The sequence below is a fragment of the Micromonospora sp. DH14 genome, from assembly GCF_029809455.1.
GTDB classification, from domain to species: Bacteria; Actinomycetota; Actinomycetes; order Mycobacteriales; family Micromonosporaceae; genus Micromonospora; species Micromonospora parva.
On the sequence record NZ_JARVKT010000006.1, the window covers coordinates 177437 to 190853 of the forward strand.

General features: G+C 68.8%; 16 protein-coding genes. 7 read left to right on the forward strand and 9 right to left on the reverse strand.

The window, feature by feature from the left end; genetic code table 11:
• Positions 1–230: 230 nt before the first annotated feature.
• Positions 231–734, reverse strand: coding sequence for a hypothetical protein (locus QCZ28_RS11130; protein WP_279516543.1), 504 nt, complete (start codon positions 732–734; stop codon positions 231–233).
• A 243-nt stretch (positions 735–977) separates the two neighbouring features.
• On the opposite strand from QCZ28_RS11130, the gene QCZ28_RS11135 reads away from it, so the two are divergent.
• A complete protein-coding gene (locus QCZ28_RS11135; protein ID WP_279516544.1) occupies positions 978–1457 on the forward strand; it encodes a hypothetical protein in 480 nt (159 codons plus the stop codon).
• Between the two features lie 35 nt (positions 1458–1492).
• Here the strand turns inward: QCZ28_RS11135 and QCZ28_RS11140 are convergent, their stop codons facing one another.
• Both QCZ28_RS11140 and QCZ28_RS11145 read right to left on the reverse strand, forming a co-directional pair.
• Positions 1493–1696 (reverse strand): DUF397 domain-containing protein, encoded by a 204-nt coding sequence (locus tag QCZ28_RS11140; RefSeq protein WP_279516545.1) that lies wholly within the window; start codon positions 1694–1696, stop codon positions 1493–1495.
• On the reverse strand, positions 1689–2576 hold the full coding sequence (locus QCZ28_RS11145; RefSeq protein WP_279516546.1) for a helix-turn-helix transcriptional regulator: 888 nt from the start codon (positions 2574–2576) through the stop codon (positions 1689–1691). Before QCZ28_RS11145 ends, QCZ28_RS11140 begins: the two co-directional genes overlap by 8 nt.
• 229 nt (positions 2577–2805) lie before the next feature.
• Here QCZ28_RS11145 and QCZ28_RS11150 point away from each other — a divergent pair, with 229 nt between their 5' ends.
• From QCZ28_RS11150 to QCZ28_RS11160, 3 genes are all read left to right on the forward strand, one after another.
• Positions 2806–3108, forward strand: a complete 303-nt coding sequence (locus QCZ28_RS11150) for a DivIVA domain-containing protein (RefSeq protein ID WP_279516547.1) — start codon at positions 2806–2808, stop codon at positions 3106–3108.
• Positions 3105–3356 carry a hypothetical protein gene (locus QCZ28_RS11155; RefSeq protein WP_279516548.1) on the forward strand — a complete coding sequence of 84 codons (252 nt, stop codon included), beginning with the start codon at positions 3105–3107 and terminating at the stop codon, positions 3354–3356. The genes QCZ28_RS11150 and QCZ28_RS11155 overlap by 4 nt, the downstream gene beginning before the upstream one ends.
• Before the next feature lie 848 nt (positions 3357–4204).
• Positions 4205–4921 (forward strand): CBS domain-containing protein, encoded by a 717-nt coding sequence (locus QCZ28_RS11160; RefSeq protein ID WP_279516633.1) that lies wholly within the window; start codon positions 4205–4207, stop codon positions 4919–4921.
• 43 nt (positions 4922–4964) lie between these two features.
• On the opposite strand, the gene QCZ28_RS11165 is transcribed toward QCZ28_RS11160, so the two are convergent.
• From QCZ28_RS11165 to QCZ28_RS11190, 6 genes are all read right to left on the reverse strand, one after another.
• On the reverse strand, positions 4965–5480 hold the full coding sequence (locus tag QCZ28_RS11165; protein WP_279516549.1) for a Uma2 family endonuclease: 516 nt from the start codon (positions 5478–5480) through the stop codon (positions 4965–4967).
• Positions 5481–5574: 94 nt separating this feature from the next.
• Positions 5575–5919, reverse strand: a complete 345-nt coding sequence (locus QCZ28_RS11170) for a hypothetical protein (protein ID WP_279516550.1) — start codon at positions 5917–5919, stop codon at positions 5575–5577.
• A 42-nt stretch (positions 5920–5961) separates the two neighbouring features.
• A complete protein-coding gene (locus QCZ28_RS11175) occupies positions 5962–6159 on the reverse strand; it encodes a DUF4926 domain-containing protein (protein WP_279516551.1) in 198 nt (65 codons plus the stop codon).
• A 1-nt stretch (position 6160) separates the two neighbouring features.
• On the reverse strand, positions 6161–7321 hold the full coding sequence (locus QCZ28_RS11180) for a WXG100 family type VII secretion target (protein ID WP_279516552.1): 1161 nt from the start codon (positions 7319–7321) through the stop codon (positions 6161–6163).
• Complete coding sequence (locus QCZ28_RS11185) at positions 7318–7662, reverse strand: type VII secretion target (RefSeq protein WP_210864392.1); 345 nt, start codon at positions 7660–7662, stop codon at positions 7318–7320. The genes QCZ28_RS11180 and QCZ28_RS11185 overlap by 4 nt, the downstream gene beginning before the upstream one ends.
• Positions 7649–8047: a YbaB/EbfC family DNA-binding protein gene (locus QCZ28_RS11190; RefSeq protein WP_279516553.1), complete on the reverse strand. Its 399-nt coding sequence runs from the start codon at positions 8045–8047 to the stop codon at positions 7649–7651. Before QCZ28_RS11190 ends, QCZ28_RS11185 begins: the two co-directional genes overlap by 14 nt.
• Before the next feature lie 272 nt (positions 8048–8319).
• Here QCZ28_RS11190 and QCZ28_RS11195 point away from each other — a divergent pair, with 272 nt between their 5' ends.
• The 3 genes from QCZ28_RS11195 (at position 8320) to QCZ28_RS11205 (ending at position 13294) form a co-directional block, all read left to right on the forward strand.
• Positions 8320–10254 (forward strand): Na+/H+ antiporter NhaA, encoded by a 1935-nt coding sequence (locus tag QCZ28_RS11195; RefSeq protein ID WP_279516554.1) that lies wholly within the window; start codon positions 8320–8322, stop codon positions 10252–10254.
• A 154-nt stretch (positions 10255–10408) separates the two neighbouring features.
• Positions 10409–11398 carry a LuxR C-terminal-related transcriptional regulator gene (locus QCZ28_RS11200; RefSeq protein WP_279516555.1) on the forward strand — a complete coding sequence of 330 codons (990 nt, stop codon included), beginning with the start codon at positions 10409–10411 and terminating at the stop codon, positions 11396–11398.
• A gap of 111 nt (positions 11399–11509) precedes the next feature.
• Positions 11510–13294: an alpha/beta hydrolase gene (locus QCZ28_RS11205; protein ID WP_279516556.1), complete on the forward strand. Its 1785-nt coding sequence runs from the start codon at positions 11510–11512 to the stop codon at positions 13292–13294.
• Positions 13295–13417: the final 123 nt, after the last annotated feature.

Genomic DNA, 13417 nt, shown 5'->3' on the forward strand with positions numbered 1-13417 from the left:
CGTGCTGCCGAGCCCACCGGTCGTCAGTCGAGGTCGTCTCCGACGGCCGTTTCGTAGACGGTGCTCCGCATCGGCAGGTCAGCAGAACCTTGTAGGTGTGGCGAATCAGCAAGTCAGCGGTACTCGGACTGCTCGCAGAATCATTCCGCGCGAATGCGACAGGTCGATGCGAGAGCCCGAGTTGCTGAAGGAATTACGTACGGGAACCAATTGCTAGGTGCGGTCGTCGGTCACAACGAAATGATGACCGGCTGGATCTGGACGTTCTTGGTCAGTTGCTGCGGCGAGGGGACTGGCGTGCTGATGCTGACGGACGTGTTGTAGCCGTAGATGACGACCCCGTCGAGGTGGTTCGCGCCCGGCCAGTTGGACTCCAGGCGGACCGCCATCTGGGTGGGGAAGTTGGTCACCTCCTCGGCGCACGACCGGATCAGGACGACGCTCGGGGTGGCTGTCAGGTGGGTGGCCAGCATCCGGGCCAGTTTCTTGTACGTCCAGCCCCAGTCCTTCGCGCCGGCTTCGGCGTCGCCGATCTCCTCGTCGTTGCCGTGCGCGCGGATGCACAGCGGTTCGCCCGCCTGCACCCCGGCCAGGTAGGTGGCCAGTTGCCGGTCCGCCTCGGCCTGCGTGAGGCCGGCGTCGATGGGTAGGAGGGCACCCCACGCATCCGCGCCCGATTCGGGAGCCTCGGACTGACCGCGCGTCTTTGGATCCTGCGTCGCCACGATGAACATGACATTCTCCCTTTGGAATGGTCGCCTGTTTCAGCGAAACCGCCGAAGGCAGATTAGCGCGGTGGTCGAAGAAGTGCAGTGTCAGCTATCCGGCTCGCATTTAACTCTGTCGGTGGTCGGACAAAATGCTGGCGCTTCGATTGAGTGACACGTGATTGACGTCCATCAGGGACGCGCAATTCCCGCACGCGCAACAGACGTGCGATGGCGGTCGGCGTTAGGGGAGCTACCCGGGGGGTGAGGGTGCGTTATCAGATCCACTTCGAGCAGGAGTTGCCTGCCGGGGCGCTCTGCCGATTTCTGAACGAGAGCTACGGCATCTCGCCGGACGCTGTCTACGTGGGACGCGTCGAGGATCGAGCAGTCGATGACCCTCGGCCGGTCGCGATGCTCAGCCCTCCACCGCAGGACGAGGAGTTCGGCTGGATCCTGACCGGTGACACCGACCTAGCCGACGCCACCGGTCAGGGTGACCGAGAGTTGGCGATCACCCTGGCCCGCGCCTTCGGGGTGCGGGCGCTGGTCGACGACGGCAGCATCTACCCCAACCGGTGGCTGCTGGTCAGCACCGACGGCAGCAGTGGCTGCGTCATCATCGACGAGGACGCGGCGGCCGACGGGCACTTGCGGGTGGTGCACGCTCTCGAACCGATCAATGCGGAGCCGCACCTCGCCGTCACACCGCCGCCGAAGTGGGCAGGTGACTGGTGGCCGACTGGTTAAGGCGATGCCCGCACACCATCGGCGACGCCGCACCTTCAGTTGGCGCGGCCCTCATGTTTGGCCGCCGCGATGAAGTCCGTCCAGGCCTGGGTGGTGAAGGTGAGTAGTGGTCCCGGGGCATCCTTCGAGTCGCGCACGGCGACAACGCCGGGAAGGTTGGTGGCGACCTCGACGCAGTCACCGCCGTTATCGCCGCTGCGGGTGCTCTTGCGCCAGACGGCGCCGCTCAGGTCAGTCATGCCGCATCTCCCCAGCGATCCGCTTGATCATGTCAGTCGATTCTGCCTCGCCGAGGGCCAGCGCATCCAGGCCCCGCCAGACGCGCTGGTAGGCGGCCAGCTCGTCGGGCTTGTCTAGGTACAGAGCGCCGGTCAATGACTCGCTGTAGACCACGGACGGTTCGGGCGCGGTACGACCGCCCTTGGTCGCGGGAAAGTCGAGGATCACAAAGGATCCCGCAACGGCCCCGGGCTGAGGGCCTGCTGCCAGGGGCAGCACCCTGACGCTGACGTTCGGTAGCTCGGACAGCTTGGTGAGGTGAGCGAGCTGCTCGGTCATGACGGGTGGGCCGCCGACGCCACGCCGAAGCACCGCCTCGGACAACACGGATTCAACCCTGGGAGCTGCCGGCAGACGCCGAGAGAGCAGTGCCTGCCGTTGAAGCCGGACCTGGACCGCGCGCTCGCGTTCCTCCTCGTTCAGCATCCCGCCAAGGCGATAGAGCGCGCGGGCGTACTCCTTGGTCTGAAGGATCCCAGGGATGAGCGACTCGTCATAACGGCGGAGGTGGGCGGCGGCGGATTCCAGGCCGACGTACAGCTCGAACCAGTTCGGCACCGCATCGCCGTACGCGTGCCACCAGCCCTTCGACTTCGTCTCCATGGCCAGCCCGCGCATCGCCTCGGTCATCTCCGGCGACACCCCGTACAGCTCGCACATCGCCTTGACGTCGAGCACCCGGACCGAGCCCTGGCCGCATTCGAGGCGCCAGATCTTCTGCCGGCTGTATTCGAGGGCCTCGGCGGCGGCGTCGAGGGTCACCCCGGCCTCGTTGCGGAACTGTCGCAGTAGCCGGCCGAGTTGCCGGCGCGGCACTGTCGATCCGATGTCTTCGGGCATCCGCACACTCCCTGGTTCCGCCACGCAACACTGCGTGACCCGCTCCTGCAACTCCTACGGGTTTCAGCAAAGAAAGTCAATGCACAACGGGGAAATTGCGGTGTGGAACGTTGTGTTTCCACTGCGGACTGTCGCAGGCTGATCACAGCACGGCGGCCGGCCGGTCCCCCCGAACGGCCGCCGTGTCTCCCGAACCCCTCGCCCCTCCGCAGCAGGAAGGCAGGCAGACATGAACGCCAGCAACCAGCGACCAGAGCCGCCGCGCGGCGGCGCGACCTACCGCTCCGCCGCGTACACCAGTCTGCTGCCGTGGCAGGTGCGTGAGCGCCGCTTCCCGCCGACCAGGCTCGCGCGTCGCGGCCTGAACCCCGACGACGTGTACGCCTTCCTCGACCGCGTCGCCGGCGACATGGCCGCCGTCTACGCCGCCCTCGCGGACAGCCGCCGCGAGACCGCCCGGATCAAGGCCGGCCTGCGTCGCTGGCAGACCGATCAGGCCCGCGCCCGCAACGAGCGGGACCAGGCTCGATGAGCCAGCGGTACGTCATCCACCTGCCCGTCGTTGCCAACGACCTGCCTGCCGCGCAACGCCTGGCCCGGGTCATCGGCCGATGGATGCTGGTGCTGCCGATGACCGACCCGGGGGAGACCACCGTCTCCGCGGAGGACCAGCAGTGCCTGCGCCACCGGGTCTTCTGCGATCTGCGGCTGCCCGGCGGCCGGCGCTGCCTCCTGCGCGACGGCCACGACGGCGACTGCTCCCGCCGCCTACGCCGCTGACCAGGCGCCTCCAGTCCGTCCGGGCCTGATCGACCTACCGATCAGCGCTGGTCGAAATCGCCACGTCCTGATCGACCAAGCGGGTGTCGCATCGCCCGATGGTGGTGTTCTCGGACGGCAGGTCATCAAGTAGCTTCGGACGTCGGGGGTGCTCTCCCGGTCACCGGCGCGAGTCCCGCCCGCGCAACAGCACCAGTACGACCGACGACACGAGCATCGCACCGGACCCGAGTAGCACGGCGAAGTACAACACTGGACCACCGAACCCCTGGTGGGGGCCCCTCATCAGCATCGCAGCAAAGGTGCCAGCCGCCGATACCAGCATTGCCCGAAGGAACCATTGAGGTTGCCGTCGTAGGTCCCGCCACATCCGTTTGAAGACCACGCCGCCCCGCTCATCGAAAGCCGCTACGGCACATCCGCCGTCATGAGTGCAGGCCTCCCTGCCTGATTGATGGGCCCGGCCGCCGTCCAATCTAAGTTCTCTTCGCGGCTGGCGTCGTCCGGAGCTTGGCCGTTATCGCACCCGGAATCACCCACGTACACGACATTGCCCCAGAGGGGGACCAGCAGTTCTCCGTCATCGGGTCTTCTGCGACCTGCTGATGCCGGGCGGCCGGCGATGCCTCCTGCGCGACAGCGACTACTCCCGCCGCTCGAGGCGATACCGGCGACGGACCACCGTGACACGGCTCAATGAGCAGGCCATGACACGGTGTGCGCCGATCAGCTGCCAAACGTCCGGCTCGGTCACAATGAGTGCCGTCGTCGTGTGAGCTGGTGAACAGCGTTCGTTGGGCGTCACGGTGATGATTCGGGGTGTGTGTCACGCTCCGCCGGTGACGATCATGACGGCAGGCGCGCGATTTCTCGCCGCGTTCAATGACATCGAAAAGCACTTCCGTTCCACCCTGCGGGCCGATGTGGCGGTCGGGTTCGCCAAACTGATCCGGGACTATGGGCAACGGCGGACGCTGTCGCAGCAACAGCGGAACGCCCTGGTCGCGTTCGCCTCGCTGCGCAACGCGATCAGCCACGGCACCTACTACGGTGGCCGGCCGATCGCCGATCCGGTCGAAACCGTCGTGCAGGAAATCGAACATCTTCGACAGCAGATCATCGAACCGCCGTTGGCGCTGACGGTCCTCAAATCCGGCAAGGTCTGCGCGGTGCGCCCGGACGACCCCATCAGCATCGCGCTGGAGCACGTCCGTGCCTTCGGGTACTCACAGTTGCCGGTGTACGACGACGGCTACGTCGGCGTGCTGACCACCAACGCCATCGCGCGGTGGCTCGCCGATCAGTTGACCAGGAACACGGGGATTGCCGAGGAGGAACCGGTTCGGCAGGTGCTTCGTTTCGCCGAACCAGGGGAGGGTGCGGTTCTGGTCCCCAGGGCGATCACCGTGGTGGAGGTGATCGACCTGCTCAGCCAGAGTTGTCTTGCCGGGCAACAGAGTATGGCGCTCATCATCACTCAGAACGGGAGGCGGACCGACAAGCCGTTACGCCTGGTGGTTCCGTTCGACCTACCGATCTTGACTCAGGCGCTTGCCTTCAACTGAGCTGCCCAGTCCGGCATGGCGGATGGACCCGGCACTGGCCGCGTCAGCCTAGGCCGTGCTCATCCAGGCCGGTGTTGAGAACCCACGCGAGCGGCATGGTCGCCTGGGTGACGTACTGGTCGCCGTCCAGGCGGTGCATGGTCACGGTCTGTGCCGAATCCTGATCCACTACCCAGTACTGGGGGATGCCGGCGGCAGCGTATTCGCTGCGCTTGGTCACCGTGTCGACGCCCTCGGAGCCGGGCGAAACGATCTCGACCACGAGGAGCACGTCGGCGACCGGCAGCCATACGCCATCTACCTGGGCCTTGCTCCATACGACCAGGTCCGGGATGCGCCCACCGACACCACCGTCACGGCCCGGGATGCGTAAGCCGACTGCTTGAGCGATGTGTTCCGCCGGAACACCGCCCTGGGCGAGCCAGACCATGAGCCGGGTCGCGATGATCGCGTGGTTGTAGCCCGGCGGCGGCATGATCGAGACGACTCCCTCGGGGCTGATTTCGTACCGGTGGTTTTCGTCTGCGGCCATCATCGCCGTCAGGTCATCGAGCGTCACGACCGGGGGCATGTACCTGCCAACCGCCTCTGAGCTCATGGGCGCATAGTACCGGTTCGCAGTCCAACTCCTGCGACGATGGGACCGCACGGCGTCAGCGACCACCAGGGCTGCTTGATCCGGGAAACCCAGCCGAATAGGTCGCGTCGACCAGTTCCTGAAGGTGGCGGATGACGTCGACCTTGTGCTCGGTCTCCGGAAGTTGGCGCTCGCCAGCCGCCACCAGGCCGTCGCGCCAGTGGCTGACGATCTCCTCCTGCGCTGCGGCGGGCAAGTCGTCGATCCACACCGACCCAAGGTTGTTGTCGACGATCTCCTGCAGGTGGTTGGCGGTCTGCCGGTCCGAGAGGCGGGAGATCAGGAACTCCAGCGTCCAGTCGAACAACCCTCCGGTTGCGGTCCAGTCGACGCCTGGTTTCAGGACGATGAGGCCAGCCATTACTTCCCCACAATGAATACTCGTGGGTGACGCACGGACCAACTACCCACCTCGGTGTATCACCTGGTCGGCCCGGAGCGTGACCATGGCGGTGGTGCGACCGTCGACGTCGGCGAACTCGATCTCGTAGGCAGTGGGGGAGTCGTTGAAAATATGAACGACGGTTCCCACTGCCCCGGCAGGCAGTGATTCTCCCGGAATGGCTTCGCGGAGCTCAACCACGTCGTACAACTCCAACATGTCACCCTTCCTTGGGCGGGAACGAGATGGTCACCATTCGCGGCGAAGAGGATCCATTCTCCAGTATCCAAGCTGTGCGAACGATGACCGTGCCACTTGGCCCGGTCAGGGGTAGATCCACGTTCCACCGCTGGCCGAACTCGTCGGCTTTGCCCAGCAGTGGCGTACCAGCGACAACCCCTTCGCGGATCTGCCGCATGATCGCGTCGGCATCCTCCGGGCCGAGGCCGGTGGCGGAGTTGATGACGCGGTACTTGTTCCGCCCGACCGGGTGATCCGGGTTCATGGCGTAGGCGGTGATCTTCCGTGCGTCGATCTCAGCCTTGGTGAAGTCCGGTCGGCTGGGATCGCCCGGAATCTTGGTCGGAGCGGGGCCGTCGGGCTTCTGTGGGGCGGGTGGTTGTTTCTGGATTCGCCCCAACGCCTGTTTGAGTTTCTCGATGAGGTCGCCGAGTCGACGTACCTCCGGGATCAGCCGCCGCAGGCTGGCCAGCAACCCGCGCAACAGCCGCGCGATCCGTGCACCCCAGGACGCGACCAAGGTCGTCACCTGCTCCACGACCAGTGGCGCGGCCAGTCCGCCGGTGATGAGGAGTTCGCCCGCGTACACGATGATGCGGGACACGCAGGTGGCGATGGCGTCGCGGACGAGGAGCCGGACGGCGGCGACCAGGCCGGCGGCGCCTTCGGTGATCGCGGCCAGGGTGTCGGCGCCCTGGGCGAGGCCGGTGATGGCCTGGTGTTGTTCGGCGGCCCAGGCCCGGTAGGCGGGGCCGGCGCTGCCGCCCCAGCCAGCGACGTCGTTGCGCACGGCGTGCGCCAGTTCGGCGGCGTCGTCGCGCAGCGACCCGGCGACGGTACGCCAGGTCTGGGCGTGTGCGGTGATCTGCGCGGGGTCGCCGGCGAGCCAGTCCAGCGCCTCGCTGAGCGGCTTGACGTGTTCGATGAGCCAGGCGATCCCGTACTGGAGCAGGGCGCCGACCGGGTCGGAGACGAGGGCGAGGGCGTCCAGGCCGGCGCTCACGACGCCGAGGCTGCCGTCGATCCAACTGCCGTTGCGGATGCCCTGCGCGATGAGGTCGATGTCCTCGCAGATCCACACGCCCGCCCAGGCGCTGGGCGGGGTGTCCGCAGCGGCGGCGACGAGCGGGTTCGACGTCACCGGTGCTGCCGCACCTCGTCGAGCCGGTGCTGCCGCACGCTGTCGAGCAGGTGTTGGGCGTGGGCGTCTGAGCTGCGGTAGCGGTCCGCGCCGACCCGCAGCCTGCCGGCGGTGTCGCGGACCGACGTGGCGGCGGCGCCGATGCCGTCGACCACTGCCTGCTGGAGGCCGCCGAGCAGCACCGGCATCATCGCGCAGAGCTGCCCGTAGGCGTCAGCGCCCAACCGGACGTGCTGGCCTGCCTGGTGGGCGGTGTCGAGGCTGCCGGCGCAGCGGTCGAGGCGCGCGGCGTGGGCGGTCAGGTCGTCCGGGTCGACCTGGATGCCGTCACCGGCGGGCATCGTTCGACCCCTGGTCGGGGAAAAGCCGGCTGCGGTACGAGTCGATGATGGGCTGGGCGCTCGAGTCGTCGCCGAGCGTCTCCCCGACTGTGGCGCTGACCTGCCGGAGCAGGTCCGCGCGGGCGGCAGCTGTGGTTTCCAGGATCTGCCGGGCGGTGCGGGTCGCTGGTTGTTGCCGGATGCCCTCGTCGAGCGTGAGGTCGATCAGCAGGCCGGTCGAGTCGACGGTGACCTCGACCGTCCGGTCGGCGTTGCGGGCGGTGCCGGTCAGGTTCCGCATCGTCGTCGACAACGCCTTGGCGCGTTCGGCCCGTTCGGCGAGCGATGATTCCCACTCGTCGAGCCGGCGCTCCGCCGCGTCGAGCGCGGCGTCGTCCGCCCACATGTCGACCCTCCCCAGGGGAGCGCCGCCGGCGGCAACCGGCGACCCCACGGCACGTTACCAATCGATGCCGCTGCGTGCATGCCCGCGAAGGCTGGCCCTCCCCGCGCGATCTTGCACTTTGTGCCGCGACAAATGACACGGAAGACCGCAACCTGACCACCGAAAGCGCAAGATCGGCGCAGTGGGGGCGGGATGAGCGCGCGCGGTCGTCTTCGGCGGGGAGGAGTGGCAATCGGAGCCGTGTGACGGTCGGGTCGGCGAAGATTGTCCCCGTGACGAGCGACAACATGCGCCGGGGCTGGACCAGCCGAACGGCCTGGCAGGGGCGGATCAACGCTCCGCTGCGCCGGTTCCTGCGCACCGAGACCGGCGGCGCGCGGGTGGTGCTCATCGCCGCGCTGGCCGCTCTCGGCTGGGCGAATCTGCATGTGTCGTCGTACGAGTCGGTCTGGGGCACCTCCCTGTCGATCCAGGTCGGCGGCTGGACCGTGTCGCACGACCTGCGTACCTGGATCAACAGCGGCCTGATGACGTTCTTCTTCCTGGTCGCGGGGCTGGAGTTGCGTCGCGAGTTCGACATCGGCGAGTTGCGGGAGCGGCGTCGCCTGGCGTTGCCCATGCTGGTCGGGATCGGTGGCATGCTCGTGCCGGTCGCGATCTATCTCGCGATCAACGCCGGGCGGACCACCGCCGCGGGGTGGGGCGCGGTGATGGCCACGGACACGGCGCTCGCGCTCGGGGCGCTGGCCGTCTTCGGGCCGCGCTTCTCGGAACGGTTGCGGGGTTTCCTGCTGACCGTCGCCGTCGTCGACGACGTGGTGGCGATCGCGGTGCTGGCCATCGCGTACCCGCACCATCCCTCGGTGACGGCGCTGGTCGTCGCGGCGGTGATCTTCGGCGTCGTCCTGCTCCTCCGGGCGTGGGGTGTGCAGTTCGGGCCGGTCTACGGGGTGTTGGGGGTGGCGGCCTGGTTGGCGGTCTCGATGTCCGGTGTCGATCCGGTGGCGGTGGGCCTGGTGATGGGGTTGCTGACCTACGCGTACGCCCCCGGCCGCAGCGACCTGCAACACGCCAGCGACCAGTTCCGCCTCTTCCGGGAACAGCCCACCCCACAACTGGCCCGCATGGCCCGAGCCGGGCTCACCGCCGCGCTGTCGCCGAACGAGCGGCTGCAGACGCTCTACCACCCGTGGGCGAGCTACCTGGTGGTGCCACTGTTCGCGCTGGCCAACGTCGGGATCGTGATCGACGGCGACCTGTTGGCCAGGGCCGTGGCCTCCCCGGTCACGCTCGGCGTCGTGGTGGCGTACGTCGTCGGCAAGCCGGCCGGGATCGTGCTCACCGCGTGGCTGGTGGCCCGGCTGAGCGGCAACCGGTTCCGGCCGCCCGTCGGGTGGCTCGCCGTCCTCGGGGTCGGCACGGTCTCCGGCATCGGGTTCACCGTCGCGCTGCTGATCGCCACCCATGCCCTGGACGGCCCGGCCCTGGACGAGGCGAAGTTCGGCATCCTCGTGGCCACGTTCGGCGCGTCCCTCGTGACCTGGCTGGTGTTCCGCTTCGTCGGCCGGCTCTCGCCGGCACGGCGGTCACGCGCGCTGCTGGGCGTCACCGAGGGCATCGTCGACCTGATGTTGCCGGTCGACCCGAACCGCGATCACATGCGCGGGTCGCTCGAAGCGCCGGTGACGGTGGTGGAGTACGGCGACTTCGAGTGCCCGTACTGTGGGCAGGCAGAGCCGGTGGTCCGAGAGCTGTTGGCGGATTTCGCCAACGTCCGGTACGTCTGGCGGCACCTGCCGCTCACCGACGTCCACCCGCACGCCCGGCTCGCCGCCGAGGCCGCCGAGGCGGCGGGGGAACAGGGCGCGTTCTGGGAGATGCACGACCTGCTGCTCGCCCACCAGGACGCGCTCAACCCCGGCGACGTGCTCGGCTACGCCGAACAGCTCGGCCTGGATCTGGACGGGTTCCGGGAGCACATGGTGAAACGGATGGGCGTGGACCGGATCGCCGAGGACGTCGACTCCGCCGACCTCAGCGGCGTCACCGGCACCCCGACCTTCTTCATCAACGGCCGTCGACACCACGGCGCGTACGACATCGTCGCGCTCTCGGCGGCAGTGAAGGCGGCGTTCGCGAGCGCGAAGCTGCGCCCCGAGTACCGCCCCCGGGATCCCGATCGCCGCGAGGGCGGGCCGGCGAGCTGACCGCGCGGCGTGGGTGATTCGTTTATGGCATCAGCTCCAAAGGCAACCGCCGAGCCTTCCACCCACGGCCGCGGAAGCCCGGAGCCAACGGCAGCGGCGGGCGGCCTCCGGCCCTGTGGAGCCGCCGGCAACCTCGCGTTCTACGATCCCCGGCATGCCAACCGAGCCTCCCGGCGTGGCCTCCTCCGCCCTCGACATGGGACCGCTCCCAATCACCTCCGACATCGCGGACGTCTACCGCGACCTGCTGCGGGTGGCACCCGTGCCGCAGCGGGAGTTCCTGTCCACCGCGTCGCCCGGGGCCGCCCGCGCGCTCGCCGGGTTGCTGAGCAGCGGGGCGGTGCACCGCGACACGGCCGGCGTACTGCACCTGCGGCCACCGCGAACCGCGCTGGAGAGCTGGGCCACCCAGCGCGAGATGGAGGCCGCCCGGGCCCGGGCCGCAGCGGAGGCGCTGTCCGGTCTGTACAGCGCGGTCCACGGCACCGGCGCCGCGTTCGTCGAGGTCGTCGAGGGCAAGCACGCCGCCCGCGACCTGTTCCGCCAGCTCCAGGCCGGCGCCCGCACGGAGGTACGCGGTCTGGAGCGCGGGCCGTACCTGCGCGACACCGCCCGGGTGCCGGAAGAGGTCCAGTACGACGGGTTGCGGCGCGGCCTGCGTTATCGGTGCGTCTACGAGGGGGAGTTGCTGCACGACGAGGCGATGCTGGCTGCGGTCCGCGCCGCGGTGGCGGCCGGTGAGCAGGCGCGGGTCTTCCCGGAGCTGCCGCTGAAGATGATGCTGACCGACAGGGACCGCGGCATCGTCATCCTGCCGCGCGGCAGCGGGGAGGACACCGACGCGCTGCTGGTGCACCGCTCCCGCCTGCTCGACGGGCTATCCGAGCTGTTCGAGGTGTTCTGGCGACTCGGTGCGCCGATCCACGCCAGCACCGACGCCGCCGAGCCGGACGCCGAGCCGACGGCCGCCACCCAGCGGCTGCTCGCCCTGCTCACCGCGGGCCTCACCGACGAGGCCATCGCCCGCGACCTCGGCGTCAGCAACCGGACCGTGCACCGGCGGGTCAGTCGCCTGCAGGAACTGCTCGGCGCGCGCAGCCGGTTCCAGCTCGGTGTGCAGGCCAGCCGCCGCGGCTGGCTGTGACTGGCCGGATCCTGACATGGCCGGTCTTCGTCAACCGGGGACCATCGTCGCGAAACACTCCTGGTCCAGGGTGGAGCCACTCGATCAACCGCTCCACGAGAGGACGGGACGATGCCCCACCTCACGACCAGCCCGCGCCACCCACGTCGGGTGCGCCGGCCGGCCGCCATCCTCGCCGCGACACTGGTCGCGGCCGTCCTGAGCGGCGGTACGGCCGGCACCCCGGCCGCCGCGGCGAAGGCGGCCGAACCGGACACCGCAGCCCTGGCCGCGACGCTCGCCACTCAACGGCTCGTCTGGGAGCCGTGCGGGTTGCCCGACGTCGGCGCCGAGGACGAGGCGCAGTTGCGGCTGGCCTGCGCGACGGTCACGGTGCCGCGCGACTGGCACAACCCCGGTGACGGCGCGACGATCCAGGTCCGGATCAGCCGTACCGTCGCCTCCGGTAGTGACCGCAAGGGCATCCTGCTGGTCAATCCGGGCGGCCCCGGCGGCAGCGGCCTGTCGCTGGCGCCCTACGTGGCGCGGTCCGCGCCCGCCCTCGCCGAGCACTACGACGTGATCGGGTTCGACCCGCGTGGTGTCGGTCAGAGCACCCCGCTGCTCTGCACGGTCACCTACCGCGACACCGACAACACCAACGACCTGATCACCCGGGCCAACGTGGCCGGCTGCCGCAGCACCGAGCTGACGAAGTACATCACCACCGAGCAGACCACCTACGACATGGACTTCATCCGGGTGCTGCTGGGCGAGCGCAAGCTCAACTACCTCGGCTACTCGTACGGCACCTGGCTGGGCACCTGGTACGCGGCGACGTTCGGCAGCCGCACCGACCGGATGGTGCTCGACTCGGTGGCCGCGGTCGGCTCGCCCACCCTGCAGGAGACCTGGGACCTGCAACCGTTCACCCGCGACCGGGCGTTCCAGGAGCAGTTGCTGCCGTACATGGCCCGCCACGACGATCTGTACGGTCGGGGCACCGACCCGATGAAGATCCGGGAGATGTTCGAGCGGGCCGGCGGCACCCGCGTCGGCATGGGTCCGTTCATGTTCGGCTGGTTCATCCTCGGCGCTCTCTACGACACCCAGAACTACCCGGTCGCCGCGGCGGCGGTGAACACCGTGATCCAGTACTACGAGGAGTGGAACGGCTGGACGCCCGAGCAGATCCTCACCGCCGCCACCGCCAAGCTGCGCGTGGCGCCGGGGGTCACCGCCGACGGTCGGGCGTACGTCGAGCAGGCGCGCGTCTCCGCCGAGGCGGCCCTGAAGACGCAGCGTGATCGGGCCCAGCTGGTCCAGGCCGCGGACGAGTACACGTACGACATCGACTACGTCTTCGAGGTGATCCGCTGCCAGGACGGGCAGTGGAACGACAGTGTCGCGTACTGGAACGCGTTCAGTCGGCGACTGACCCGCGACGCCCCGCTGGTCGCGCCGTACCTGCAGAACCCGCCCGCGTGCGCGTACTGGCCGACCAGCAACCGGATGCCGACGTTCGACCGGAAGACGTTCCCGAAGGTGCTGATGCTCCAGGACGAGCTTGACGTCGCCACGGCCTACGAAGGTGCGCTGGCGGCGTCGAAGAAGCTGCCGGGCGCGTCGATGATCAGCGTCGACAACGAGGGCAGCCACGGTGTCTTCCCGTACTACACGCCCTGCGTGGACGACCCGGTGTACGCCTTCCTGCTCGACGGCCGTCTGCCCGCCCAGACGTACACGGGTTGCCAGGCGGTGCCGCTGCCGGGCGAGACGGAGGTGTTCGAGGTGGGCGGCAAGCTGACCGGCAAGGGGACGGTACGGACCCGTCTGATCACCGACGAGATGCGGGAGGCGAACCGCATGCTCAAGCGGATGCTGCGGACCGAGCCGGGGCCCTCGTACCCGGAGTGATCGGCCCGGGGGTGGGGGCGGCGCACGGCCGCCCGCACCCCCGCTGTCGCACGCGGGCTCTTGACTCTCGGGAAACATCAGGCCACCATCTGGCAACGTTGTCACGGATCTCCGCCGTCTGAC

Bases quoted from the DNA above. Each gene is read 5' to 3' on its own strand.
- QCZ28_RS11140 (WP_279516545.1), bottom strand. From the start codon at position 1,696: ATGACTGACCTGAGCGGCGCCGTCTGGCGCAAGAGCACCCGCAGCGGC.
- QCZ28_RS11160 (WP_279516633.1), top strand. From the start codon at position 4,205: ATGACGGCAGGCGCGCGATTTCTCGCCGCGTTCAATGACATCGAAAAG.
- QCZ28_RS11185 (WP_210864392.1), bottom strand. From the start codon at position 7,662: ATGCCCGCCGGTGACGGCATCCAGGTCGACCCGGACGACCTGACCGCC.
- QCZ28_RS11200 (WP_279516555.1), top strand. From the start codon at position 10,409: ATGCCAACCGAGCCTCCCGGCGTGGCCTCCTCCGCCCTCGACATGGGA.
- QCZ28_RS11205 (WP_279516556.1), top strand. From the start codon at position 11,510: ATGCCCCACCTCACGACCAGCCCGCGCCACCCACGTCGGGTGCGCCGG.
- QCZ28_RS11150 (WP_279516547.1), top strand. From the start codon at position 2,806: ATGAACGCCAGCAACCAGCGACCAGAGCCGCCGCGCGGCGGCGCGACC.
- QCZ28_RS11155 (WP_279516548.1), top strand. From the start codon at position 3,105: ATGAGCCAGCGGTACGTCATCCACCTGCCCGTCGTTGCCAACGACCTG.
- QCZ28_RS11175 (WP_279516551.1), bottom strand. From the start codon at position 6,159: ATGTTGGAGTTGTACGACGTGGTTGAGCTCCGCGAAGCCATTCCGGGA.
- QCZ28_RS11130 (WP_279516543.1), bottom strand. From the start codon at position 734: ATGTTCATCGTGGCGACGCAGGATCCAAAGACGCGCGGTCAGTCCGAG.
- QCZ28_RS11145 (WP_279516546.1), bottom strand. From the start codon at position 2,576: ATGCCCGAAGACATCGGATCGACAGTGCCGCGCCGGCAACTCGGCCGG.
- QCZ28_RS11190 (WP_279516553.1), bottom strand. From the start codon at position 8,047: ATGTGGGCGGACGACGCCGCGCTCGACGCGGCGGAGCGCCGGCTCGAC.
- QCZ28_RS11170 (WP_279516550.1), bottom strand. From the start codon at position 5,919: ATGGCTGGCCTCATCGTCCTGAAACCAGGCGTCGACTGGACCGCAACC.